This window comes from Agaribacter flavus (assembly GCF_042646125.1).
GTDB classification, from domain to species: domain Bacteria; phylum Pseudomonadota; class Gammaproteobacteria; order Enterobacterales; family Alteromonadaceae; genus Glaciecola; species Glaciecola flavus.
In genome coordinates, this window is the sequence record NZ_JBHRSW010000017.1 from 46,534 (window position 1) to 70,113 (window position 23,580).

Sequence of the window (23,580 nt, forward strand, 5' to 3'; positions counted from 1 at the left end):
CAACACTTTTGGCTCAAGCAATCTTTCCTTTACGAGCAATCATTCTGCATTCTGTTAGACTACTTGTACGCTTACGCCCCTTTTTAATAACGCGCAGAGTTACTCACTGTATACAGGGAAAGACTCACACAAAGTCACCACTTCTGACTTTACTCTCTCAATGACACTATTGTCACCCATGTTGTCTAAGACGTCACAAATCCAAGTGGCTACTTGTTTTGATTCCGCTTCGCCAAATCCTCGGCGAGTGATCGCTGGGGTACCAATACGCAATCCACTTGTTACGAATGGAGAGCGTGGGTCATTTGGCACTGAGTTTTTGTTAACAGTAATGTTAGCCGAACCTAAGGCAGCGTCAGCATCTTTACCCGTAATATCTTTATCTATTAAATCTAGTAAAAATAAATGGTTATCTGTGCCATTAGAAACAACTTTGTACCCACGCTCTTGAATAACGGCGACCATCGCTTTTGCATTTTTTAATACTTGCGCCTGATACGTTTTGAACTCATCAGAAAGGGCTTCTTTAAAAGCCACTGCTTTGGCAGCAACAACGTGACATAGCGGTCCACCTTGATTGCCAGGGAAAACTGAGCTGTTTAGCTTTTTGTAAATAGTTTCGTCACCACAAGCAGAAATTATTAGTCCGCCTCGTGGCCCGGCGAGTGTTTTATGTGTTGTAGTCGTCACAACATGAGCGTGAGGGACTGGGCTAGGATAAACCCCCGCGGCTACCAAGCCAGCAACATGAGCCATATCAACTAAAAGATAAGCACCGACTTTATCCGCAATTTCTCTAAAACGCGCCCAATCAACAATTCCAGAATAAGCCGAAAAACCACCGATAATAAGTTTTGGTTTGTGCTCCAACGCCAGCGCTTCAACCTGCTCGTAATCAATCACCCCTGTCTCAGGATGTAGACCATATTGCACAGCATTGTATGTTTTACCCGAAAAGTTAACGTGTGCGCCGTGCGTCAAATGCCCACCATGCGCAAGGCTCATGCCGAGAACAGTGTCATTGGCTTCAATTAAGGCCATAAAAACCGCTGAATTAGCTTGAGAGCCAGAATGAGGCTGCACATTCGCATAGTCAGCGTCAAACAATGTTTTAGCACGCTCAATGGCTAGCTGTTCAGCAATATCAACATATTCACAACCGCCGTAATAGCGCTTGCCGGGATAACCCTCAGCATATTTATTTGTTAACTGAGAACCTTGAGCTTCAAGCACACGTGGACTGCAGTAGTTTTCAGAAGCAATCAACTCGATATGATGCTCTTGGCGCTGCGTTTCCTTTTCCATTGCAGCCGCTAATTCAGGATCGAATTCTGCGATGGTCATTTTGCTTGATAACATAAGGTCTCCTTGGGCAGACAGAAATTTCTGATACAGAACATAAAAATCGCGTGTATTTTAGCCCAAAAACTAAATTTGTATAGGCTTACTTAGGAATATCTTAGCCAAAAACTGTAAATTAAAATGCAGCAAAAATGTAAGACTATTTAGTGGCTTTTTCTAATAATTTCACTCGCTCATAGAGTTTATCGATAGAGCGCAGTTTAACTGTGTTTCGCTGCCAGTCTTTATTGGGAGCAGCAGGGATGCCAGAGGAGTATACGCCTTTCTCTTTAATACTCTTTGTTACCATAGAAGCCCCCGTAATTTGCACACCATCAGCGATGCTTATGTGGCCATTGATTGCGCATTGACCCGCAATAACCACATACTTGCCAATATGAGCACTACCCGCAATCCCCACACCACCGCATAAACAGCTGTGATCGCCAATAATAACGTTGTGCGCGATATGCACATGATTATCTATAATGCAGTTTTTACCAATCACTGTATCGTCAAGCGCACCGCGATCAATACACGAATTAGCACCAATTTCGGTGCGTTCGCCCACTAACACGCTGCCCACTTGAGGGATCTTCACCCAATTTCCAGCATCGTTTGCATAACCAAAACCATCGCTACCCACAACCGTTCCACTATGAATCGATACCTCGTCGCCCAATATTACATGATGATAAATCGTTACATTAGCACGCAATTTAACCCCACGGCCTAATTGGCTCCCTTTCCCTATGTAAGTATTTGCGCCAATCTCACAGTCATCACCAATCTGCGCTCCATCGTCAATTACAGCCCCTTCGCCGATGGCAACATTTTTTCCTAGCTTCACAGTACTGGCAATCACCGCTGTTTTAGCGATGCCCGAATCTACAGAAGGGGTGGTATCGAGTAGCTGCGCAGCTAAGGCAAATCCAAGGTAGGCATCTTTAACCAGAATGGCATTGCCCTTGTACTCATCGGCATTTGCTTTGCTCAGTATGACGGTGCCGGCTTGCGTGGTTCGAAGTTGCTCAACATATTTGGGATTGGATAAAAATGAAAGCTGATTGGTTTGCGCTTTACCTAAATTTGCAATTCCTTCAATGATTAACGCCCCCTCGCCTCTGACTTCTCCACCAATATGTTCTGCAATTTGCTCAACGCTATACGCCATGTATACCTATTCCTACTAATTGTTACGGCTTTCACCTTCAACTATGTCTTAACTTGCTTGCAGTTATTTGCGCCATTACAGACATACAACTGCATGCTTATCTTCTGGTCAGAGCGGGTCTGTACTGTATTGGCCAGGGTCGACTAGAATCAAAATTTGTTATTCATGGATGAAAAACAAAAGTGTATATGGATATACTTGCAGCGTTTTTGATTCTAGTCGACCTTGGCCAATACAGTACAAACCCACCAAATCTTCGAGTTATGGTAACACAAAATTTGTATGACTAAACTGACCGAACTGATTTACAATACGCATTATTAACAATTACTTGGTAGCGACATAAATGGCACAATACGTTTATAGTATGCATCGGGTGGGCAAAATCGTTCCACCGAACAGACAAATTTTAAAAAACATTTCACTTAGCTTCTTTCCGGGAGCAAAAATTGGTGTACTTGGTCTAAATGGCGCGGGTAAGTCTACATTGCTTCGCATCATGGCCGGTGTTGACACGGATATTGAAGGTGAAGCAAGGCCGCAACCAGATTTAAAAATAGGCTACTTGCCGCAAGAACCGCAACTTAACGAAAATAAAGATGTAAGAGGCAATATAGAAGAAGCCGTTGCCGATGTAGTTGACGCCCTCGCTCGTATTGACCAAGTCTATGCAGCCTATGCAGAACCCGATGCAGATTTTGATGCCTTAGCAAAAGAACAAGGCGAATTAGAAGCTATCATCCAAAGTAAAGATGGACACAACCTAGACAACGCTCTCGAACGCGCAGCTGACGCACTTAGACTGCCTCCTTGGGACGCTGACGTGAGCAAATTATCCGGTGGTGAGCGCAGGCGTGTTGCCCTGTGTAAATTGCTATTAGAAAAGCCTGAAATGCTGTTACTTGACGAACCAACAAACCACTTAGATGCCGAGTCGGTAGCATGGCTTGAACGGTTTTTACACGATTACGAAGGAACAGTGGTAGCGATCACCCACGATCGGTATTTTTTGGACAATGTGGCGGGATGGATATTAGAACTCGACCGTGGTGAAGGCATTCCTTGGGAGGGTAATTACTCTAGCTGGCTAGAACAAAAAGATCAGCGTTTAGCACAAGAGGAACGCAGCGAAAATGCGCGTCAAAAATCAATAAAACAAGAACTTGAGTGGGTACGCTCTAACCCCAAAGGCCGACAAGCTAAAAGTAAGGCGAGGATGGCGCGTTTTGAAGAACTCAATACCAGTGACTATCAAAAGCGCAACGAAACGAATGAATTGTTCATTCCACCTGGTGAGCGCCTAGGCGATAAAGTCATTGAAGTCAATAACTTATGCAAATCATACGGCGATCGTGTTTTAATTGATGGTTTGAGTTTTAAAATGCCCAAAGGATCCATTGTTGGCATCATTGGTCCCAACGGCGCAGGAAAATCCACTTTATTTAGAATGTTATCTGGCGCTGAAAAACCCGACTCTGGGGAGATCGCTGTAGGCGATACGGTGCAACTTGCCAGTGTTGAGCAATTTAGGGATCACATGGATGAAAACAACACGGTATTTAACGAAATATCGGATGGCCAAGATATCATCCGCATTGGCAATTTCGAAATCAATAGTCGAGCTTATTGCAGTCGCTTCAATTTTAAAGGTACTGATCAGCAAAAGTACATCAAGGATCTATCAGGTGGTGAACGAAATCGCGTTCACTTGGCGAAATTGTTAAAGGCAGGCGGCAATACTCTATTACTCGACGAACCGACAAACGACCTAGATGTTGAAACCTTGCGCGCACTAGAAAACGCCTTACTGGAGTTCCCAGGTTGTGCCATGGTTATCTCTCACGATAGATGGTTTTTAGATCGTATTGCCACTCACATCATGGACTACCGTGACGAGGGTAAAATCAACTTCTACGAAGGTAACTATGCTGAATACGAAGCATGGTTGAAAGACACCTATGGACAAGATGTTGTTGAACCGCACCGTTTGAAATACAAAAAGATATCAGCTTGATTTGGTCGTACCGCCCAATATTTAGGCGGTACACACTCTGTATCAGTGATTATCGGGTGCCAAATATCTTGTCACCCGCGTCCCCCAAACCTGGTAAAATATAGCCTTTGTCATTGAGTTTTTCATCTATTGACGCGGTGTAGATTTGCACGTCAGGATGAGCCGCTTGCACAGCTTGAATCCCTTCAGGCGCAGCCACTAAAAACAATCCCAATATTTGTTTACAGCCTTTTTGTTTTAGCAAGTCGATAGTGGCGATTAGGGTTCCGCCGGTCGCTAACATAGGATCAACTATCAAAGCGGTCCGTATATCGACATCTTTGACAACCTTGTCAAAATAGGCAACTGGCTGCAAGGTTTCTTCATCTCGGTACAAACCTACTACACTGATTTTGGCATTGGGTATTAATCTCAACACACCATCCATCATGCCTAGGCCTGCACGCAAAATAGGTACAACTGTGATTTTCTTTCCTTTTATTTTTTCAACTTGCAAGGACTCTCCCGTCCAACCTTCTATTGAACAGGCCTCAGTCTCTAAATCGCGAGTGGCCTCGTAAGTCAGTAAATTGCCGACTTCACTGGCAAGTTCTCGAAAATCTTTACTACTTACTCCACTTGCTCTCATTAATCCGACTTTATGCTTAATCAGTGGATGTTGAATTTCATGGACGGACATATTTGACCTCAGATGACGATGTTGATGTATTTATAGTAATGGACACCCCTCAAGGAGTCACGGAGGTATTGAGGTATTGAGGTATTTTTTCAAAGCGGAATGAGAACATTAGAGGCTTTTTAAAAGCGAAAGTCATTTTTATAAACAAATTATGTGTTGTTTGTGTTAAATTGTGTAACGATTATGTTTCAATTCGGGTGTTGTTAATGAATTACAAAAAAACGAAAAACAAATTTGTATTTGCGGCCATCAGTATTGCTATGCTCAGCGCTTGTAACGGGTCTAAAAATGAAGGCTCGACAGACAGCAGCAAAGCGAGTACCGAGAGCATTCTGTTTGATTTCGAAAATACACAAGACTTTTCTGCTGTTCATATCGAAAATGGTGAAGCTAAGGCGATTGACGCAGGTGGTAACCAAAAGTACGCCATTACCTTAAATTCTAGCAAACACCACAAAGCAGCATTCAAATTTAAACCAGAGCAAGCTTGGGATTGGAGCAAAGAAGGCGACTTTGCCTTTGCTTTGGATATTGAAAACACACAAGATAAACCCGTATTTGTATACGTCACGGCAAAAGACAAAGGTGGACAAACCCATAACCGAAGTTTGTCTTTACCCGCTAATAGCACAAACACTTATTATTTAGAGTTGTCAGGTAAAGATCTTGATGTGGAAACGGGTCTGCGCGCCAATCCAAAAGCCTGGATCACAGAATACGCGCCCATTGTGTGGCGCTGGGGCGTAAAAAACATAGATTTAAAAAATATTGAAAGTATTGAGTTTAAACTTCTGGGAGTGGTAGAAGACAACACTTTCGTTATTGATAACGCCCGACTGATCAAACCAACAGCCATTGACGAGAATTATTTGGTCGATATCGTCGACGAGTTTGGTCAAAATGCAAAAATGGACTTTGTTGGAAAAGTAAATAGCTTGGATGAACTCATTCAAGTCTCAAACAAAGAGCAAAGTGCATTACGGAAAACACCTCTAGATGGACGATCAAAATTCAACGGTTGGGCACAAGGTCCCAAACTCGAAGCCACAGGTTACTTCAGAACAGAAAAGCTTGATGGCAAATGGTGGTTAGTAGACCCCGAGGGCTACTTATTTTTCTCAAATGGTATAGCCAATGTTCGCATGGCGAATACATCCACAATTACGGGTTATGACTTTGACAGCAAATTCATTAAGCAACGTGATCCCAACGACAAAACGCCTGAAGATTCGATTGGCTTAAACCCCGCTCCGGAAAAAGCCTGGCCAACCCGGCATGTGGCGTCTGAACTAAGAGCCAATATGTTTAAATGGCTGCCAAGCTATGAAGACGACTTGGGTATCCACTTTGGTTATCGCCGTGAAACCTTCATTGGAGCGTTAGAGAAAGGCGAAACATATAGCTTTTACCGCGCCAACTTAGCCCGTAAATATCAAACCAATGATCCGGACGTGTTTTTAGAAAAATGGCGAACAACAACCGTGGATAGGATGCTGAGTTGGGGCTTCACGTCATTTGGAAATTGGATTGACCCATCCTATTACCAACTTAACCGTTTTCCGTATTTTGCTAATGGCTGGATCATTGGCGATTTTAAAACCCTAAGCAGCGGAAACGACTTGTGGAGTGCACTGCCCGATGTGTTTGACCCAGTGTTTAAAGAACGGGCATTAGTCACTGCTGAGCAAATAGGCAAAGAAGTACAAAACAACCCATGGTGCGTAGGCGTATTTGTTGACAATGAGAAAAGCTGGGGCATTGAAGACCCAAGTGCAACAACAGTAAATGTTACAGCGACTTATGGGATACCAATCAATACTTTAAGTCTGGATGCTAGCAAAAGCCCGACTAAAGCAGTATATATGACTGCGCTTACAGGTAAGTATGAAACCATCGAAAAACTCAATGATGCATGGGCGACGCACTTTGATTCATGGGAAACGCTAGCCGGCGGAGTGGCACTGGAAACATTCAATGATGTACTAATCGAAGATTTAGCAAACCTTCTCTACATATACGCTGAACAATATTTCAGAATTGTTAAAGAAGCTGTAAAAACTTACCTGCCCAATCATATGTACATGGGTGCGCGCTTTGCAGACTGGGGGATGACCAAAGAAGTTAGGGCAGCGGCAGCAAAACATGTCGACGTCATGAGCTATAACTACTACAAGGAAGGGATCAGTGATAACTTTTGGCATTTCTTAAAGGATATTGATATGCCGAGTATTATTGGTGAATTCCACAGCGGAGCCTATGACTCTGGTTTGGTTAATCCAGGGCTGATACATTTGCCTACACAGGCTGATCGAGGCGAACGTTACAAACAATATGTCTACGGCGTAATCGACAATTCTTACTTGGTTGGCGCACATTGGTTCCAGTACATTGATGGACCACTCACAGGCCGCGCTTACGATGGAGAAAACTACAATGTTGGCTTTGTCAATGTTGCAGATATCCCCTACCAGCCATTGGTTGATGCTGCCAAAGAAGTTAATAACGCCATATACACAAGGCGCTCTGGCAAGTAAATTGGCGCAAAAACGCTAAGACCGAGATGATTGTACTCGACAATGATTCAAGCATGTACAAGGATGTGCATGCCGTCATCTTGATTCTTATAAATAACCTGAACTCGGGATAACAAGGTGACGAATCAACATAGTACTTAACCCAAGCTGTAGTTACTTATCCCGAGCTCTGGTTACTTATACCCATTCGCTCATGACTACATGCGTTTTAATTTTTACAATATCTTCTGACATGTCTAAAGCTTCTCTAATTTCGTGAATACGGCGCATAGAACTGGCGTGTACAAAAACAAGTAAGTCCATATCTCCCGTTATTCCATGGCATTTGATGACTTCTGGAAACTTTTTGATAAACGGGATCAACTCAGCGCAACGGGCGCATTGATGTTGGATCTCAAAATAAACACTCACCCCGTCTTTTTGAGACTCAGTAAGCAACACTTGGTAACCTTTTATTACTTGGTTTTGCTCTAATTTTTTGATGCGCTCAGATACTGAAGAGCGAGAAAGATTAACTTCTTCAGCAATGGAAGAAATGCTCGCTCTTGCATTAATTTTTAGCGCTTCTAAGATGGCTTGGTCAAATTTATCCATTGTTCTCTGATTACACCCCGACGATTTGCCGTAAAAATAGCATTAATCCGTTAAAATGGCGGAAATACCCTTTTATTGTCAAGGTGTTTCGTCAGTTTGCATCGCGCGTTCACATTATAATCTCTGCTCTCATGAGTAAACTATCGCAAAAAGGTAAACTGAGTATGCAACAAAAAGGCAAGTTGGGGCGTTGGCAAGGTGCGGGATTACTGGCGACAACACTATTGGGCACGAGCGTCTTTATACTGCCGCAGATCACGGTCGAAATAGCGGGGAAAAACGCCATCTGGGCTTGGACAATACTGACGATTTCCATGCTACCTATCGCACTAGTTTTTGCCAAATTATGCGCTGAACATCCACATGCTGGCGGACCAGCCAATTTTGTTGCTCAGGCTTTTGGTCAACCATTTGGCTGCGCAATAGGCATGAGTTTTTTGCTCGTGGTACCCATCGGCGCACCTGCAGCATTGATCATGACGTATCAATTTGTCGACAGTATATTTGCCTTTCATTCGTCAATCGGGCTATTTATTCAATATGGGTTTTTGGCCTTGATTTATGCGCTAAATCGCAAAGGGATCAGCTTTTCCGCCAACATCCAACTTTTGTTGACGACATTAATATGCATTGTCATAGTTGGATTGTGCATGAGCTACTTTCTTAGCTCCCCTGCTGACCTTGTCGCTCCTAGGCTCAATGAAACCTCAGCAATAAGTATCATGCCAGCGGCCGCGCTCGCTTTTTGGAGCTTTTTAGGAATCGAAGCCATGGCGCATTTATCAACCGAGTTCAAAAAACCAAAAGAAGATATGACGCCAGCTATCATAATAGGCACACTTACTGTGGGTATCATCTATATATGCTGCACTTTTTTACTTATTCACCTAAACACTACAAGCTCATTGGCTATCATTGACGTATTTAATACGTTGTTTGGAAACTATGGTGAGATTGTCATCGGCTTTCTTGGTATTGCTGGCGGCTTGGCGACGATAAATGTATACATGGCAAGTTGTTGTAAGCTTATGCAAAGCTTTGCTCAACAAGGTGTGTTGCCTAAATTGTACGATAGAGAAAACGCTCACGGAGTGGCTAGTACAGCTCTTCGGCACCTCGCTCTGTTGATGTTTTTTGTGCTCACAGTGTCTCATGGTTTGTCACTGGATCTCGAAACATTAGTCGGTTTATGCAACGGCGTATTCATTGCTATTTATGCAACATCCATGCTTTCTGCTCTAGAACTTCTGTCTAGGGTTTACCGCGGATTTATATTTGTCGGTATAACTGTGTGCCTAGTACTAGCAGCAAGTTTAGCTTGGAAAATGATTTACGCAGCTCTGTTGATTTGTCTGCTAGTGCCACTAATGAAATATTGGCGTCAGAGTAAATTAACCCTCTGTCATCATAAAAAGTAGAGTTATTCTCGTCAAACGTGACCATACTTATTACGCCCATGAAATACCATTTGGTAAAGGAAAACTACTGTACTCAAGATGCAGTACTCGGCGCTGAGACGGTGATATAGCCTTGCTAGATGAATGCAGTATATTTGGGCGCATAACTAAAGCAGATCCTGACGGCGCTTCACAGGCTATTGTGTCATGACTATGCACATATGCTTGAATTTCTCCTGAGTTTAAGATGCCTAGCTGATGGCTATTTGGTACAACTTTTAAGCACCCATTTTTCAGACTTGTGTCATCGAGGTGAATGCGAAAAGTTACCATTTGGTCAAGCACATACACCGGAGGCTGAACATGGTGAGTTCCATCCTTAATGCTCCATGGCCCCCATCCATGCTTTTCGAGTTTATTGGAAACCGCTACAGTTTTGTCTTGATGCCATGTTACCAGCCAGTTATTTTCAGGTGTTTTATTGAATAAAATTGCTCGAACGAACTGGGCAGCACCCGAAAGATAAACCCCAGCCTTTGCAATCAATTTATCTGAAAAAGCAATATCGCGAACAGAAGCAAATTTTTTCTCTGCGTTGCGAATTCCACCTGTTCTATTTGGGAAGCGAGCGCCTTCTATTTCGTTCTTTATGGAATTGAGCTGTTCAAGAGATAAAAACCCCTCTATCAATTCATATCCATTCTCTAAGCGTGACACTATGCTTTCATCCTCAAATAACACACAATGGTTGATCTACAAGGATACAAGAGGACAACAGTAAAGTTCTTCATTTCATCCTTTGTTCCGCGAGAATGGCGAAACTATATACGTCAATCGCCGCCACCTCCGCCTGTTGTGGTTGAATTAGCTGGACACTTCAAGAAAGGATAAACTCTTAACTTGAGGTGAACAATGACTAAACGACAATATAGACGCTATCCTGATGAATTCAAACAAGAAGCGATTGCACTCGTGAATGAACAAGGTTACTCAGTAGTAGAAGCGGCAGCATCACTGGGTATTACTGATAAATTGCTTTACAACTGGGTTGCCAAGCACAAAAAAGCAAATAAATGATCCTAAGCTTTCACGTCAACTGAAGGCTTAGCTTTGTCATACCGACGGTCTCTACCAGAACGCGTGTCGAGCAATACTTTTTGGTTTCGCTTGCGGCGGTCTCTTCCCTTGCGTTTTTCGTCAATTTTTGCATGAATAACACCTTCTTGTTTAGTGGCATCATTATCAGTTTCTGACTTGTCCAGCGAAACAGTGGGTTTCTTGGGTAATTGCGTTTTTTGCGGACGAATAGGTAAAAAATACGATGGGACTCTCACTTCTTCTCCTGAGCGCTTGACTACTTCCTGAACACATCATACATAAATCAAAGCCACATGTCTTTATTCGGCTTGAGTGCTTGCGTCAAAGCCAAGAGTATTTCGACAATAGCTTCGAATTTAATGAGAATCCAATAAACTTAAACTTAGGATAATAGACTCTGTCAAGCAGTGATCTAGAGCCCGACCTCTGCGTTGTTCAAGTTAATAAAGAACTTATATCAATGTCGCAATTACAACTTTATGCCCTTGTTCTGCCAACATCATAAAAAATTCAGCGAAACATCAGCTAGTTTTCAATTGTTTTTACTTGTAATCATATAGCTTAAGCGTTTCTCCCAAATTATTTGGAATTCGACATGACGATCAGAAAACTTTGTAAACTTATTGCTCTAATCACAATTTTCTTCACAGCAACTAAGGCTAAAGTTCTACTAGCTGATGAAACCTAAAGAGAAACGCCAGAAGCCACTGAAGAAGCAAGAATAGCGCATTGGCAAATGCCCAACACTGGGCGCAAATTTATCGATCTACCTGAGCTTGATCTTGTCATTGTGGTAACGGGTCATGAACACCCAAATTCTACTCAACAGTTAACTGCAGAGCGAATACTGCCGGCGTTTATTGGCGGTTATCATGAGTAAGTGCATCCGACAAGCTCAATCAAACGCACCCTCAGTTATGACACAGGTTTGAAACACCGGCAAATAGTATCTGCATACTACTATGTTAAATAGCCTCCAGCGCATCTGCCAACTTGACGATGGGGACTATTTCTATGCCTTGAATTTGTTGTTTGGGTACATTCGCCTTGGGCACTATTGCTTTCGTAAATCCATGTTTGGCCGCTTCTGTTATGCGTTCTGTTCCGTTCGGTACAGGGCGAATTTCTCCTGATAAACCTACCTCACCAAATGCAATCACGCCATCAGGTAAAATGATATTCTTAAAGCTAGACAACATTGCCAACAATAGGGCTAAATCAGCACTGGTTTCGGTCACCTTTACCCCACCTACCACATTCACAAATACATCTTGATCGTTCATTTGAATACCACCGTGGCGGTGCATTACCGCTAACAGCATGGCTAAGCGGTTGTGATCAAGCCCTACTGTTACGCGGCGCGGATTTGACATTTGACTGTAATCGACAAGGGCTTGTATCTCGACTAATAGCGGGCGTGTCCCTTCCCATACAGACATCACGATACTACCTGCAGCTGCTTGTTGCTGCTTACTCAAAAAAATCGCTGAGGGGTTAGACACTTCCCTCATGCCGTGCTCGGTCATACCAAACACTCCCAACTCATTGATGGCACCAAACCGGTTTTTTGTTCCTCTTAAGGTTCGATACCGACCGTCACTCTCTCCTTCCAACATCATCGAGCAGTCAATGCAATGCTCAAGCACTTTGGGACCTGCCAAACTCCCGTCTTTCGTTACATGCCCAACAATAAACATGGAGATATGGTGTTGCTTTGCAAATCGGGTAAGCGCAGCCGCGCATTCTCTTACTTGAGATACACCACCCGGTGCCGATTGAATATCTGCCATATTCATGACTTGAATAGAATCAATCACCATGGTTGTTGGCTTGTGTTCTAAGGCCAATTTACAGATGGTTTCGACGTTGGTTTCGGCTAACAGCTTAAGCTTGTCATCCGGTAACTGTAAACGTTTAGCCCTCATGGCAACCTGTTGCAAGGATTCTTCACCTGTTACGTACAGCACACTGCCTTTTTCAGCTAGATAACACATAACTTGCAACAATAGAGTAGATTTACCGGCGCCTGGTGAACCACCAATTAACATGGCCGCTCCCGGCACTATGCCCCCTCCCAAGACCCGATCTAGCTCCTTAAAGCCTGATGTAAACCTTGGTAAGGCGGCTAAGTCAATGTCCTTGAGTATTTCTACTTTGGCGCGTGTATTTCCAGAAAAACCCGTATACCCGCTACTCCGAGCATCCTTTGCTGTTTGCACGACAAACTCTGTCAGTGTATTCCACTCTCCACAATCTTTGCATTGCCCTTGCCACTGAAAATGCTCAGAGCCACATTGGTTACAAACATATGCCGTTTTTTTCTTTGCCATTTATTCTCCATAGTTGATTGGATAGCGAGCGATGAAGAGGGGAAGACTACTTAGCAATAAAGCCTCAAAGGCAAGGAAGCCTTTGTGGAGCGCCATGGATGGCACATCGCGACTTTATTGCTAAGTAGTCTTCCCCCTCTTCAACGCTCGCTATCCAACCAAAATACATTCATCAAAGTTTTTTTAATTTTTTCCGATAGTAAAGTAGATAACAAGGAAAACAACTTTGATTGATACACATAAACCGATGACGCCTGATCTTTCGCCATACAGAGAAATCATTCATTCCCTTGCGCCTTTAGTTAATCATGCCACATTTAATAAGGCATTTAAGCGACGCACGCAAAATATTTCTAATGACCTGAGTTTCCTAATAAAAATGGAAATCAAACGATTGGCAAAACCGTGTATTCGCTCCATCGACTTGAGAACAAAGGTAAAAGATGAGTGTCGGTTATTTAACTATCAAGGGATACCGCACTACTTGCATGTTAATGGAATTTTTGAGTTTGAAAAACTAGTCAAAAGATACGGTGAATATACATTTGGCGTTTACGAGGGCGTGATTCACTTTTCAGAACAAGAAAAACGCAGACTAGAGACTGTAAAGACACACTCAGTACTTGTACAAGATACAGAGTTACAAATTCCAGACGACAAATTCATCACACCATGTCAAGAATTGTTGAACTTTCCTGTTAGAAGAGAGGAGCGTCTCAACTACGTCGTCAATATCGAAGTATTTTTTGCCGACAACACGAGTGCGCACGCCAGCACCTTAGATATCTCAGTGCAAGGTTTAAAAATTCGCTTTAAAGATCCTGACACACTTGAAAAAATCAGTGTCTCTGATCCGATTCACGTCGTTTTCAGAGGACTTGATAGAGGTACGGGTCTTGCTCGCGATAGCATTGAATACAAGATACTAGGGCTGTCAGGAAGAGGGGCAAAAACCTGCGTACATTTGTTGAGAGCCGACTGCAGTGTCAACGAACATTTTAGCCAGTTTGTACTCGATCTGATTAAGTTGCAAAAGCGCAGATACAAAGTCAACCTAGATAACGTAGAGATGGCATTGAGCAGCAAGGTATACGAGCAAAGCTTTTCAAATACCATTCCCGGGCTCCCCGTTTTTGTCGAAAAAACAGAAGATGGCCAACTAAGTGCCGCTTACGCCAGCACAAACGCTTGTTCAAAGCGGATCCTAGATTATTGGTTGGACGAAAACCATCACCAGATGCTTGGATATTTGTTAAATCCTGCGCGTTTAAATATGCTGGCAATGGACAGTGCGGCTTATCCTCAAACTGTCGTTTACTGTTTTCACCATATCGCTGATGAAAAGATTTACTTTTATTCGGCGTCAAGCGAAGAACTACTCGAGCAACCGAAGCTAGCCGAAACTTTTTTAGCCTATGGAGCTAGACGAGTGAGTTGGCGCGTATTTCATCTAACATATAGCGACGTTACGCCGAGCAACGCCTATGTGCCAAGCTCTGTACCTGACGGTATAAACAAAGAAATAGACAAGCTTAACAAACGCTTATCACCACGTTTACAAGGCAGACTAAAAAATCTTACAGGCATGGTCACAGTCACAGACATCACCAATGCCAAAGCGCAAGAAGTATATCAACGCCGGAATCTAGATAAGTCGAATATACGGCTCTTGAAATTTTTTGGCCATGCGCGAAACAAGCCTCCTAGGACAATTGAAACGTACAGACACAAACAAAAAGAATTGCGTCGTCAAACGCGATATATACTGCGTACCCCTGTAGAGGTCAAAACCAACCAAGGTTTTATTCATGGTTTTACTGAAGATTTTTCAGTCAGTGGCTTGCGCTTGGAACTGGATAGCGAATTTCAACAACGTTTAAATAGCAAGGTACAAATTAGCTTTCCAAAATTACAGGAAATTACCGATAACTTTGACCTCAAAAATGTTCAGTATCGTGTAAAGCATGTAAACACCGACCGGCAAGTTCTGCACTTACAGGCAGTGTCGGAAGATGAAACAGGTGTTGCTGAGCAGTTTTTTAGTCAATTGATCAGTAATAATTCAGACAAGCTACAGGCACTAGAGCAAGAAGAAAAAATACCCGGTATGAGTATTGCTCTTCGTAACTTGCATGGAAAATCAAGCCCCCAAACCTGCATCTACGTCGAAAAACAACAAAATGGATTTGTGCCTGCAATGGCAACAATTAATCAAATGCGCGCGAGTTGGTTACAGTTTTTACATCATAACGCCAACTTAGTGTCCTTTAACTTGTCGTGGTTATATCAAGATGACATGCAAAGCACAGCATTTATTCGCCAATCAATAAAAATGATGAGCCTGGATCCCAAACCCATCAGTACAGAAATTTACGTTTCTTTTAACCCTTCACAAAAGCGTAAAGAAAATCAGGTTTATGCAAAATGGCAATACCAACTCAGTTCTCATCGAGCCAAACGTAGCTTTATAAAATCAGCCAACGAGAGCGGCCAGTTTTTTGCTTTTTCAGTCACATTTAATAAAGCTTTACGCCCTGATTTGGAAAGGTTAGAGCAAGAGCTACTGTATTTATCACAACACGCCATTCACAAAGCGACATATTTTGAAGAGCGAATGTGGGACATCGCAGCGACGATTTTTCTGACGGACATCACACAAGAAGTGTTGTATCGTTATCGATTAAAAGCTAGCGATAACGTAGTCTAGGGTCTGCCGACCCTAGCAAACTTGCTAAAAGCGCATAGCTTTTAAGCCAAAATATACAGCAAACTCTCGAAACTTCCCGTATTTATTGCAACGTGAGCCTGCTCTTGTACTTTCGGTTTGGCATGATACGCGACCCCCAAATCTGCGGCAGCCATCATTATCAAATCATTCGCGCCATCTCCCATTGCTACGGTTTGATGGGCAGCGATATTTTGTGAGCTTTGTAGTTGTTTTAACACCTGTGCCTTTTTTTCACCATCAACAATGTCACCAATGACTTTTCCAGTAAGTAATCCCTTGTCTATTTCTAGCACGTTACTATGCGCTTCATTTAAACCCGCAAGGGCTTTTACATAATCGGCAAAATAGGTAAAACCACCTGAAGCAATCGCCAAGTACCAGCCATGTTTTTTCAACTCTTGCATCGTCGCCAAAAATCCCGGCATAAAAGGTAAGCGGCGTCGAATACTACTTAACTTGTCTAATTCGACCCCCGCTAAACAAGCGACGCGGTATTTTAGAGAATCAGTAAAGGCGATTTCGCCACGCATCGCTTGCTCTGTCACCGCTGCAATTTTATCCTTTACATTCGCCAGTGCGCCAATTTCGTCTATACACTCGATATCAATGATTGTACTGTCCATATCCATAACTAATAAACCTGGACGATCAAGGGACGTATTACTCGGTTTTAGGTACAAATCAACATTGTAGCGTTGGGCTATTTTTAGTAATTCCGCTTGCTTTGGTGCAGTGCTTTGTTCGGCAAATCGCAGATTGATAACCTGCTTGCCATACCTCATATGATAAGGGTTAGGGCTGCACTCAACTATTTGCAGGTCACTATTGAGTTCTTCAATAAGTTGAGAAAGCAAGCCATAGTTTATTCCTTGCCCTGTTGCAATCAAACTAAAGCCTGTATTAACCACTTCTAAAACTTGCCATTCAATCAGCGAGTCTTTTTTAGCACCAACTAAGGTTAAGCCTTTGTTGTTTGCACTCAGTAAATCATCGTTAAACACCTCAGCACTACTCATGACATCTGAAGTACTTGGTGCATTGAGCTCTGTGAATGTAAAAGTTCGTTTTGTCAAAATAGCCACAACCCTATGATTTTATTGCTTGGTATCTTACTTAATTACGACTTCCTGTAAACCAAAACACTTGGCAAATGCGGGCTTTTACTCTAAGGTTTTCTACTAACTTATGGGCTATGGTTCTTTTTAGTGCAGATACAAGCCAAAAATTCAAATAACCGGGCAATATTTACGCGTATATCAAGTGCGATACTGCTAATTTGCGTTGGCATACTTGCGGTAAATTTGTGGTTTATGCACACTGAGAATGCGCAAAAATGGTACAAAGTAGAGTCCGAGCAACTTGGGAGGGGATTGACCAAGCAGGCAGCAAAACTCATCGCTCAAGCTTTAGAAGACAAGGATCAAGCACTAATCGAGCATTACATCAAAGTCATAAATGCAGGTAAGTTTGTCGAAGGTGCAGTCCTTTTTGACAGTGCAGGCAAACGTTTAAGTCAACAGTACAGCACAATTTCTGTTGTTGATTTAATTAATAATGCCGAAATTGCGCCCCTAGTTTTTGTAGAAGATATTTTAGACGATACACAACAGACCATTGGCTATATAAAGCTGGTACTAGACAGAAAAGAAATCGTTCGACATCACAAAGCCTTCAATCAAGGCCAAGTATCTCAAACGCTAATAATCATCTTACTCACAATGATCATATCAAGTTTATTGACACGATTATTTTATAAATTTAGATACCGTCACGAAGTAGGGGAAGAAAACAGTCTGTTATAGTTAGATGTCGTCTCCTCAGCAATCAGCGAATAATCTACATCCAATAGGTCAGCCAGCGCCTTTGCGACAAGTGGAATTTTGTCTGGTGAATTGCGCTCTCCCTGAAAACCGCTTAAAGGCATATCCGGAGCATCGGTTTCTAATAAAAAATGAGATAAACTAAACTTTGAATAAACTTTTGTCAAAGCACAGCGAGTTTTTTTGGCTCGAGAATACGTGATGGTGCCGCCAATGCCCAAAGCAAACCCCATATCGATATAGCTTTTGGCAAGTTCATAACTACCAGAAAAAGCGTGAAGCAGACCTCCCCCCGAAAACCTTTCTTGCTTTAATAAACGGATCAATTCGTTGTGACTTTGTCTATGATGCAAAACCAGAGGTTTATTCAACTTGCTTGCTATCTCTATTTGTCCTAAGAAAAATTCAATTTGGCGATGCAAAGGATATGCAATTGCGCGGTCCAAGCCACACTCTCCTATCGCGACGATGCTACCTTGTTGTTCAGTGCAAACGCGCTCCAAACCGGAGAGTAGGTCACTTGTATTTTCACTATCTAGTTCGTGTAAATAATAGGGATGGAAACCGAATGCGATATCAATCGCTTGTGGTGTATGCTCGCTCGCTACTTGTTTTAATGACGATAACCCTTGCCACTGCTCTGGAAACAAACCTGGCAACATCATTTTGCTAACACCTTCATCCCAAGCCGCAGCCATGACTTCATGTCTATCTTTGTCGAATGCAGGCAAGTCTATGTGACAATGGCTATCTATTAGCATCGTGACATATTTTTAGGGCATTAAACGCCGATACGTCCATTGGCTATCAGCTTGACGTGTATACTCAAATCGGTCATGCAATCGATGCTCCCCACCTTGCCAAAACTCTATTAGATGTGGGTTGATTGCAAATCCTCCCCAAAAGTCAGGTAGCGGGACTTCCCCTTTGGCAAACTTTTCTTTCATTTGATTAAATTGACTGACTAAAAGCTGCCGAGTCGATATCACTTGGCTTTGCTTAGAAGCCCAAGCACCAATTTGGCTGTCTTTGGGGCGAGACAAAAAGTACTTCAATACATCCGATCTGGGGAGTGGCTGAGCGACACCACACACTTTTACTTGTCTTTCCATTAAGTGCCAAGGAAAATGAAGTGACACTTTGTTATTCTGCTGGATATGCTTGGCTTTGTTACTACCCAAATTAGTATAAAAAACAAAACCCTGTGTTGATAAATCTTTTAGTAGCACAATCCGCTGGGTAGGTTGACCGTCAGGATCTACCGTAGCCACAGTCATAGCATTTGGCTCGGGTAACTCGGCTTCTATGGCTTCATTAAGCCATACTTTGAACAGCTCCATTGGGTCATTACTGAGTTGAGACTCATCCAAACGACCTAAACGATACTCTTTCCGGAAGTCTTGTAATGGTTTCATTATCGATAATCTTCGTCATAGCCTAGTGAGCGAAGCGCTCGCTCATCGTCCGCCCAACCTGATTTAACTTTTACCCAAAGTTCTAAAAAGACTTTATTGTCGAACAAATCTTCCATGTCTTTTCTGGCTTCTGCTCCAATAGTCTTAATATGGCTACCATTTTTACCAATCACCATTGGTTTTTGGCTTGCTCGCTCCACCAAAATTAGGCCATTGATATGATATACCCCATTTGACTCCAATTTAAATTGTTCAATTTCAACCGTGATTGAATACGGAAGCTCATCACCGGTAAATCGCATGAGCTTTTCACGTATAATTTCAGAAGCCATAAAACGGCTGGAGCGATCAGTAATGTAGTCTTCAGGAAAATAAAACTCGCTAACGGGCAATTTAGACAAGATCAGCTGGCGAAGTTTTTCAATTTGCTTGCCTTGTTTTGCCGATACCGGAAGCACTTCTTCAAAATTATGCAATTTACTCAAACGAGACAAGGTATCCATCAAGTCACCTTGTTCATCTACTTTGTCGACTTTATTTACCACTAACCAACAAGGTAAACCTGATGCTTTGATTTTTTCTAGTACTAGTTCGTCATCTTGCTGCCAACGTGTTCCTTCTACCACAAACAGCACTAAAAACACATCACCCAACGAGCTACTCGCGGCTCTATTCATAAAGCGATTGATGGCACGCTTTTCTTCTTTGTGCAAACCTGGTGTATCTACATACACAGCCTGACAGTTGTCCTGAGTATCAATTCCTATAATACGATGTCGAGTAGTTTGGGGTTTACGAGAGGTAATACTTACCTTTTGCCTCAATATTCGATTTAAAATAGTTGATTTACCAACATTAGGACGGCCGACTATTGCAACCATGCCACAGTGATTTTGCGTCATAACTGAATACCTTCTAAAGCCTGTTTGGCGGCTTCTTGCTCAGCAATACGACGACTTTGCCCTTTGCCATTCGCTTCAATGCCCAAAGATGAAATTGAACATTTTACCTGAAAGGTTTGAGCATGATCTTTTCCAGAAATACTAACAACTTGATATTCGGGTAAGGGAATTTGACGTGATTGTAAATATTCTTGAAGCTGCGTTTTGCTATCTTTGATCTGTACTGACGGGTCGAGTTTATCCACTCTTGAGCGAAACAAAATATTGACAGATTCTTGCACGGCAGCGAGGCCTGAATCTAAATAAATTGCCCCCAAAATAGCTTCTACCGTATCACTCAAGATTGAGTCTCGACGGTTGCCGCCGCTTTTCATTTCGCCCGAACCCAGCTTTAGCATTTCTCCCAGTGAGAGTTCTCTCGCTATACTTGCTAAGGTTGTCCGATTTACCAAAGAGGCACGCATTCGAGTGAGCTTGCCCTCAGGTTGTTTTGGGAATTTTTGATACAGTATTTCAGCAATAATAAGACCAAGGACGGCATCACCAAGAAACTCTAAGCGTTCGTTATGAGACTTATTTGCGCTGCGGTGCGTTAGCGCTTGCAAAATCAGCTTTTGATTTTCAAACACATACCCAATCTTTCGTTGCAGTGTTACTAATTTATGTTCTTGCACTAGCCAATTGCACCTACACGACTAAACCGGACACCTGATGGGAACCAAGTTGGTAAGAAATCCTCTGGACTGCGTTCAAACTGGAAACTTATCCATATAAATACCGCTTTTCCAACTAAGTTTTCTTCTGGTACAAAGCCCCAACGCCGAGAATCTTCACTGTGATCGCGATTGTCACCCATCGCAAAATAATGCCCTGCCGGCACAATGACCTCCGTAGTAGAGCTTCGCAATGAGGGGTTGTGCAATATTTGATGTTTTACATCGCCTAATTGCTCTTCAAATAAAGATAAACTAAACCCACTCAAAGAATATTGCCCAGTACCGAGTGATTTCACTGATACAGGCTCTAAACCTGTGCAGTTTTGCCCCTCTCTACACGCTTTTTTTATGAAAAGTTGTTTGCCACGGTAAATAATGGTATCACCAGGCAAGCCGACAACTCGCTTGATATAGTCTTTTCTCTCATCCAAGGGATATTTAAAAACGACGACGTCCCCACGTTCAACCTCACCGGTTTCAAGAAACTTGGTACGCGTTACTGGATCTTTTAGTCCATACGAAAATTTTTCGACCAGAATAAAGTCGCCAGTGAGTAAAGTCGGCATCATTGAGCCAGATGGGATTTGGAAAGGCTCGTATATAAATGAACGAAAAATCATGACGCCAAAAAAAATTGGGAACATCTGTTTACAGAAATCCACAAAAGCGGGTAGCTCTGTATCTTTAGCCTCTTTAGCACCTTTATTCGATTCGCTTTCATTCGTTGGGCTTGTTTCTTTGGGAGCAAAATATAATGCCCAAATTAACCAAACGATGCCGGTTACAAAACTGATAACGACCAAAAAAATTGAGAAATAGTTTGCCATTAATTATCTACCTTCAATATCGCTAAAAATGCATCTTGAGGTAGCTCAACATTCCCTACTTGTTTCATCCGTTTTTTCCCTTCTTTTTGCTTCTGCAGTAATTTTTTCTTCCGACTCACATCTCCACCGTAACACTTGGCAATAACATTTTTGCGTAACTGCTTAACGGTACTACGCGCAATAACATGATTGCCAATTGCTGCTTGTATCGCAATGTCAAACATCTGCCTTGGAATAATTTCACGCAACTTATCTACTAAATCTCTGCCTCTATATGGCGCATTTGACTTGTGGGTGATAACAGCTAGCGCGTCGACTCTTTCGGAGTTAATCAGTATATCCAAGCGTACCATATCCGCCGCTTGGAAATGGCTAAAATTATAGTCCAGTGATGCGAAGCCTCGACTGGTACTTTTAAGCTTATCAAAAAAGTCTAGTACCACTTCAGCCATAGGCATGTCGTAGGTAATAGCGACTTGTTTGCCATGATACGCCATATTTGTTTGCATCCCACGCTTTTCAACACAAAGCGTGATAACGTTACCTAGATACTCTTGCGGCACCAGTATATTAGCCGTAACGATCGGCTCTCTAATTTCATCGATATCGTTAATCGGCGGTAACTTTGAAGGGTTATCGACTTGCAAGACTTCCCCTTTGGTGGTTTTCACTTCATATACTACCGTGGGGGCGGTGGTGATTAAGTCTAAGTCGTATTCCCTTTCTAAGCGCTCTTGTATGATTTCCATGTGAAGCATACCAAGAAACCCAATTCTGAATCCAAAACCCAATGCTGCCGAACTCTCTGGCTCATAAAACAACGAAGCATCATTTAAGCTCAACTTAGCAAGGGCATCTCTAAAGTCTTCGTATTCGTCAGAACTCACAGGAAATAAACCAGCGTATACCTGAGGTTTGACCTTTTTAAATCCGGGTAAGGGAGTCTCAGTAGGCGCTCTAGACGTAGTAATCGTATCGCCTACGGGTGCGCCGTGGATTTCTTTTATTCCTGCAATAATAAAACCTACTTCGCCCGTTTTTAATACGTCTTTCTCTGTTTGCTTGGGTGTAAATATACCAATTTTATCTGCTTGGTATACCTGCCCTGTAGACATGATTTTTATTTTTTCTTTACTCTTGAGCTCTCCACTCACGATCCTTACCAACGACACCACACCTTGGTAGTTGTCAAACCAAGAGTCAATAATCAGAGCTTGTAGAGGCGCTTCAAGATCACCCTCGGGTGGAGGAATACGAGTGACGATATCTTCTAGGACGTCCTCGATACCGAAACCTGTTTTCGCAGAGCATCGGACAGCTTCGATGGCGTCAATACCCACGATGTCTTCTATTTCTTCGGCTACGCGATCGGGTTCAGCTTGCGGCAAATCGATTTTATTTAAGATAGGCACGACTTCCATATCCATATCAATGGCTGTATAACAGTTTGCCAATGTCTGTGCTTCAACGCCTTGACCAGCATCAACCACTAGCAATGCACCCTCGCAAGCCGCAAGCGAACGAGAGACTTCATAGGTAAAGTCTACATGCCCAGGTGTGTCGATGAAATTCAACTGATAAGTTTCGCCGTCTTTTGCTTTGTAGTAGAGTGTGACACTCTGCGCTTTTATAGTAATTCCACGCTCGCGTTCAATATCCATAGAATCAAGCACTTGTTCAGCCATTTCACGCTCGGTCAAGCCGCCACAATGCTGTATCAGTCGATCGGAGAGTGTTGATTTTCCATGATCAATGTGGGCTATAATGCTGAAATTGCGGATATTTTTTAAATGCATAAGTGAATTTTGTTCCAAACAACATTGGAGTCGTTTAAGCTATATCTGTTTTTCATACGAAGTGAAAACAAATCATCAGCCAGTAGACTCTGGATAATTTCATATAAAACAGGTATTTACTTCTAACTGCCTTAGTAAATCTTCTCGCCGTCAAACGTCTAGTATTTGACCAAGCAAATCTGCCAAATTGGACGGGCGTCATAAAGCGCTAGCAC

The 23,580-nt window shown here is 42.6% G+C and carries 21 protein-coding genes; 7 read left to right on the forward strand and 14 right to left on the reverse strand.

Annotation, left to right across the window (positions count from 1 at the left end; all coding sequences use genetic code 11):
* Nucleotides 1–99 precede the first annotated feature (99 nt).
* Nucleotides 100–1,359, reverse strand: a complete 1,260-nt coding sequence (gene glyA, locus ACFOHL_RS10725; protein WP_376920231.1) for a serine hydroxymethyltransferase — start codon at nucleotides 1,357–1,359, stop codon at nucleotides 100–102.
* A 142-nt stretch (nucleotides 1,360–1,501) separates the two neighbouring features.
* On the reverse strand, nucleotides 1,502–2,515 hold the full coding sequence (gene lpxD, locus ACFOHL_RS10730) for a UDP-3-O-(3-hydroxymyristoyl)glucosamine N-acyltransferase (RefSeq protein ID WP_376920232.1): 1,014 nt from the start codon (nucleotides 2,513–2,515) through the stop codon (nucleotides 1,502–1,504).
* Nucleotides 2,516–2,861: 346 nt separating this feature from the next.
* On the opposite strand from lpxD, the gene ettA reads away from it, so the two are divergent.
* Complete coding sequence (gene ettA / locus ACFOHL_RS10735) at nucleotides 2,862–4,529, forward strand: energy-dependent translational throttle protein EttA (protein ID WP_376920233.1); 1,668 nt, start codon at nucleotides 2,862–2,864, stop codon at nucleotides 4,527–4,529.
* Between the two features lie 49 nt (nucleotides 4,530–4,578).
* Here ettA and upp read toward each other — a convergent pair whose 3' ends face one another.
* On the reverse strand, nucleotides 4,579–5,208 hold the full coding sequence (gene upp, locus ACFOHL_RS10740; RefSeq protein WP_376920234.1) for a uracil phosphoribosyltransferase: 630 nt from the start codon (nucleotides 5,206–5,208) through the stop codon (nucleotides 4,579–4,581).
* A 206-nt stretch (nucleotides 5,209–5,414) separates the two neighbouring features.
* Here upp and ACFOHL_RS10745 point away from each other — a divergent pair, with 206 nt between their 5' ends.
* The gene (locus tag ACFOHL_RS10745) at nucleotides 5,415–7,742 is read left to right on the forward strand and encodes an agarase (protein WP_376920235.1); all 2,328 of its coding nucleotides are present in this window, start codon (nucleotides 5,415–5,417) and stop codon (nucleotides 7,740–7,742) included.
* A 177-nt stretch (nucleotides 7,743–7,919) separates the two neighbouring features.
* Here ACFOHL_RS10745 and ACFOHL_RS10750 read toward each other — a convergent pair whose 3' ends face one another.
* The gene (locus ACFOHL_RS10750; protein ID WP_376920236.1) at nucleotides 7,920–8,336 is read right to left on the reverse strand and encodes an Lrp/AsnC family transcriptional regulator; all 417 of its coding nucleotides are present in this window, start codon (nucleotides 8,334–8,336) and stop codon (nucleotides 7,920–7,922) included.
* A 164-nt stretch (nucleotides 8,337–8,500) separates the two neighbouring features.
* Here ACFOHL_RS10750 and yjeH point away from each other — a divergent pair, with 164 nt between their 5' ends.
* Nucleotides 8,501–9,754: an L-methionine/branched-chain amino acid transporter gene (gene yjeH / locus ACFOHL_RS10755; RefSeq protein ID WP_376920237.1), complete on the forward strand. Its 1,254-nt coding sequence runs from the start codon at nucleotides 8,501–8,503 to the stop codon at nucleotides 9,752–9,754.
* Between the two features lie 30 nt (nucleotides 9,755–9,784).
* Here yjeH and ACFOHL_RS10760 read toward each other — a convergent pair whose 3' ends face one another.
* Complete coding sequence (locus ACFOHL_RS10760) at nucleotides 9,785–10,450, reverse strand: phytanoyl-CoA dioxygenase family protein (RefSeq protein WP_376920238.1); 666 nt, start codon at nucleotides 10,448–10,450, stop codon at nucleotides 9,785–9,787.
* Nucleotides 10,451–10,645: 195 nt separating this feature from the next.
* Here ACFOHL_RS10760 and ACFOHL_RS10765 point away from each other — a divergent pair, with 195 nt between their 5' ends.
* The gene (locus ACFOHL_RS10765; protein ID WP_376920239.1) at nucleotides 10,646–10,810 is read left to right on the forward strand and encodes a transposase; all 165 of its coding nucleotides are present in this window, start codon (nucleotides 10,646–10,648) and stop codon (nucleotides 10,808–10,810) included.
* Between the two features lie 2 nt (nucleotides 10,811–10,812).
* Here ACFOHL_RS10765 and ACFOHL_RS10770 read toward each other — a convergent pair whose 3' ends face one another.
* Complete coding sequence (locus ACFOHL_RS10770) at nucleotides 10,813–11,067, reverse strand: hypothetical protein (protein WP_376920240.1); 255 nt, start codon at nucleotides 11,065–11,067, stop codon at nucleotides 10,813–10,815.
* 500 nt (nucleotides 11,068–11,567) lie between these two features.
* Here ACFOHL_RS10770 and ACFOHL_RS10775 point away from each other — a divergent pair, with 500 nt between their 5' ends.
* Nucleotides 11,568–11,711: a hypothetical protein gene (locus ACFOHL_RS10775; protein ID WP_376920241.1), complete on the forward strand. Its 144-nt coding sequence runs from the start codon at nucleotides 11,568–11,570 to the stop codon at nucleotides 11,709–11,711.
* A gap of 85 nt (nucleotides 11,712–11,796) precedes the next feature.
* Here ACFOHL_RS10775 and radA read toward each other — a convergent pair whose 3' ends face one another.
* On the reverse strand, nucleotides 11,797–13,161 hold the full coding sequence (radA, locus tag ACFOHL_RS10780; protein WP_376920242.1) for a DNA repair protein RadA: 1,365 nt from the start codon (nucleotides 13,159–13,161) through the stop codon (nucleotides 11,797–11,799).
* 226 nt (nucleotides 13,162–13,387) lie between these two features.
* On the opposite strand from radA, the gene ACFOHL_RS10785 reads away from it, so the two are divergent.
* The gene (locus ACFOHL_RS10785) at nucleotides 13,388–15,868 is read left to right on the forward strand and encodes a PilZ domain-containing protein (RefSeq protein WP_376920243.1); all 2,481 of its coding nucleotides are present in this window, start codon (nucleotides 13,388–13,390) and stop codon (nucleotides 15,866–15,868) included.
* A 41-nt stretch (nucleotides 15,869–15,909) separates the two neighbouring features.
* Here ACFOHL_RS10785 and serB read toward each other — a convergent pair whose 3' ends face one another.
* Nucleotides 15,910–16,962, reverse strand: coding sequence for a phosphoserine phosphatase SerB (serB, locus tag ACFOHL_RS10790; RefSeq protein WP_376920244.1), 1,053 nt, complete (start codon nucleotides 16,960–16,962; stop codon nucleotides 15,910–15,912).
* 132 nt (nucleotides 16,963–17,094) lie between these two features.
* Between serB and ACFOHL_RS10795 the strand changes: the two genes are divergently transcribed.
* Complete coding sequence (locus ACFOHL_RS10795) at nucleotides 17,095–17,691, forward strand: AhpA/YtjB family protein (RefSeq protein WP_376920245.1); 597 nt, start codon at nucleotides 17,095–17,097, stop codon at nucleotides 17,689–17,691.
* On the opposite strand, the gene ACFOHL_RS10800 is transcribed toward ACFOHL_RS10795, so the two are convergent.
* The 6 genes from ACFOHL_RS10800 to lepA are packed head-to-tail and all read right to left on the reverse strand — an operon-like array spanning nucleotide 17,658 to nucleotide 23,365.
* Complete coding sequence (locus ACFOHL_RS10800) at nucleotides 17,658–18,470, reverse strand: TatD family hydrolase (protein ID WP_376920246.1); 813 nt, start codon at nucleotides 18,468–18,470, stop codon at nucleotides 17,658–17,660. The genes ACFOHL_RS10795 and ACFOHL_RS10800 overlap by 34 nt on opposite strands.
* Nucleotides 18,471–18,482: 12 nt before the next feature.
* The gene (gene pdxH, locus ACFOHL_RS10805; protein ID WP_376920247.1) at nucleotides 18,483–19,124 is read right to left on the reverse strand and encodes a pyridoxamine 5'-phosphate oxidase; all 642 of its coding nucleotides are present in this window, start codon (nucleotides 19,122–19,124) and stop codon (nucleotides 18,483–18,485) included.
* Complete coding sequence (gene era / locus ACFOHL_RS10810) at nucleotides 19,124–20,026, reverse strand: GTPase Era (protein WP_376920248.1); 903 nt, start codon at nucleotides 20,024–20,026, stop codon at nucleotides 19,124–19,126. The genes pdxH and era overlap by 1 nt, the downstream gene beginning before the upstream one ends.
* Nucleotides 20,023–20,700, reverse strand: a complete 678-nt coding sequence (rnc, locus tag ACFOHL_RS10815) for a ribonuclease III (RefSeq protein WP_376920249.1) — start codon at nucleotides 20,698–20,700, stop codon at nucleotides 20,023–20,025. The genes era and rnc overlap by 4 nt, the downstream gene beginning before the upstream one ends.
* Nucleotides 20,700–21,569: a signal peptidase I gene (lepB, locus tag ACFOHL_RS10820; protein ID WP_376920250.1), complete on the reverse strand. Its 870-nt coding sequence runs from the start codon at nucleotides 21,567–21,569 to the stop codon at nucleotides 20,700–20,702. Before lepB ends, rnc begins: the two co-directional genes overlap by 1 nt.
* Entirely contained in the window at nucleotides 21,569–23,365 is a 1,797-nt protein-coding gene (gene lepA / locus ACFOHL_RS10825) for a translation elongation factor 4 (RefSeq protein ID WP_376920251.1), read from the reverse strand. The genes lepB and lepA overlap by 1 nt, the downstream gene beginning before the upstream one ends.
* Nucleotides 23,366–23,580: the final 215 nt, after the last annotated feature.

What these genes read in the sequence shown, in the direction of transcription:
- glyA (WP_376920231.1), bottom strand. Translation starts at nt 1,359, where the DNA reads ATGTTATCAAGCAAAATGACCATCGCAGAATTCGATCCTGAATTAGCG.
- lpxD (WP_376920232.1), bottom strand. Translation starts at nt 2,515, where the DNA reads ATGGCGTATAGCGTTGAGCAAATTGCAGAACATATTGGTGGAGAAGTC.
- ettA (WP_376920233.1), top strand. Translation starts at nt 2,862, where the DNA reads ATGGCACAATACGTTTATAGTATGCATCGGGTGGGCAAAATCGTTCCA.
- upp (WP_376920234.1), bottom strand. Translation starts at nt 5,208, where the DNA reads ATGTCCGTCCATGAAATTCAACATCCACTGATTAAGCATAAAGTCGGA.
- ACFOHL_RS10745 (WP_376920235.1), top strand. Translation starts at nt 5,415, where the DNA reads ATGAATTACAAAAAAACGAAAAACAAATTTGTATTTGCGGCCATCAGT.
- ACFOHL_RS10750 (WP_376920236.1), bottom strand. Translation starts at nt 8,336, where the DNA reads ATGGATAAATTTGACCAAGCCATCTTAGAAGCGCTAAAAATTAATGCA.
- yjeH (WP_376920237.1), top strand. Translation starts at nt 8,501, where the DNA reads ATGCAACAAAAAGGCAAGTTGGGGCGTTGGCAAGGTGCGGGATTACTG.
- ACFOHL_RS10765 (WP_376920239.1), top strand. Translation starts at nt 10,646, where the DNA reads ATGACTAAACGACAATATAGACGCTATCCTGATGAATTCAAACAAGAA.
- ACFOHL_RS10775 (WP_376920241.1), top strand. Translation starts at nt 11,568, where the DNA reads ATGCCCAACACTGGGCGCAAATTTATCGATCTACCTGAGCTTGATCTT.
- radA (WP_376920242.1), bottom strand. Translation starts at nt 13,161, where the DNA reads ATGGCAAAGAAAAAAACGGCATATGTTTGTAACCAATGTGGCTCTGAG.
- ACFOHL_RS10800 (WP_376920246.1), bottom strand. Translation starts at nt 18,470, where the DNA reads ATGCTAATAGATAGCCATTGTCACATAGACTTGCCTGCATTCGACAAA.
- pdxH (WP_376920247.1), bottom strand. Translation starts at nt 19,124, where the DNA reads ATGAAACCATTACAAGACTTCCGGAAAGAGTATCGTTTAGGTCGTTTG.
- era (WP_376920248.1), bottom strand. Translation starts at nt 20,026, where the DNA reads ATGACGCAAAATCACTGTGGCATGGTTGCAATAGTCGGCCGTCCTAAT.
- lepB (WP_376920250.1), bottom strand. Translation starts at nt 21,569, where the DNA reads ATGGCAAACTATTTCTCAATTTTTTTGGTCGTTATCAGTTTTGTAACC.
- lepA (WP_376920251.1), bottom strand. Translation starts at nt 23,365, where the DNA reads ATGCATTTAAAAAATATCCGCAATTTCAGCATTATAGCCCACATTGAT.